The sequence below is a fragment of the Mesorhizobium sp. M7A.F.Ca.US.010.02.1.1 genome, from assembly GCF_004023085.1.
In the GTDB taxonomy this organism is placed as follows: Bacteria; Pseudomonadota; Alphaproteobacteria; order Rhizobiales; family Rhizobiaceae; genus Mesorhizobium.
This window is the reverse complement of record NZ_RZRV01000109.1, coordinates 1-947: the sequence shown is the minus strand read 5'-3', so window position 1 is coordinate 947 and position 947 is coordinate 1. Positions and strand designations below refer to the sequence as shown.

Here is a 947-nt window from a genome sequence, read left to right as displayed (position 1 = left end):
AGTTCGACGATGGCTTTGCGGCCCAGCGCGTTTTCCAGCGCCTCGACATAGGCGGTCAGCTTCACCGGGTTGTTGTTGCCGATGTTGAAGATGCGCCAGGGGGCGCTGCTTGTGGCCGGATCGGGACGGCTGGAGTCCCAGGCGGCATTGCCCGTGGGCGGGCTGTCGCTGGCCCTAACGACACCTTCGGCGATGTCATCGACATAGGTGAAGTCGCGCGTGTGGTTGCCGTTGTTGAACAGCTTGACCGGCTCGCCGGCCAGGATGTTCCTGGTGAACAGGAACAGCGCCATGTCCGGGCGACCCCAGGGACCATAGACGGTGAAGAAGCGAAGCCCGGTCGTCGGCAATCGGAACAGATGGCTGTAGCTGTGCGCCATCAGCTCGTTGGCGCGCTTGGTCGCGGCATAGAACTGCAGCGGATGGTCGGCCGGACGATGCTCGGAAAACGGCATGTCGGTGTTGGCGCCGTAGACACTCGACGTGCTGGCATAGGTCAGGTGCGCGACGGCGCTGTTGCGGCAGGCCTCCAGCATGTTGGTGTAGGCGATGATGTTGCTTTCGACATAGGCATGCGGGTTTTCCAGGCTGTAGCGAACCCCGGCCTGGGCGGCGAGATGGATCACCCGGTCGAATGCATGGTCGGCAAAGCAGGCGTCGACCACGCTCTTGTCGGCGAGATTGCCGCGGATGAAATGATAGCCGGCATTGGTCTTGCGGCTCGCCTCGTCCAGGAGCCGCAGCCTCGCCTCCTTGATCTGCGGATCGTAGTAGTCGTTGACGTTGTCGATGCCGACGACCTCGTCACCGCGCTCCAGCAGCCGCTTGGCTACGTGATACCCTATGAAGCCGGCCGCGCCGGTGACCAGAACCCTCATCAGAAGCGCCCATCCGTAACATGCCTGGGGAACAGACCCTTGATGTCGTAGATGACGCCCGGGGTCTTG

Annotated in this window: 1 protein-coding gene; it reads right to left on the bottom strand. The window is 62.7% G+C overall.

Going from position 1 to position 947, the window contains the following annotated elements; all coding sequences use genetic code 11:
* Positions 1–878: NAD-dependent epimerase (locus EOA19_RS34935; RefSeq protein ID WP_164893133.1), on the bottom strand; the 878-nt coding region annotated here is incomplete at its 3' end.
* Between the last annotated feature and the right edge of the window lie 69 nt (positions 879–947).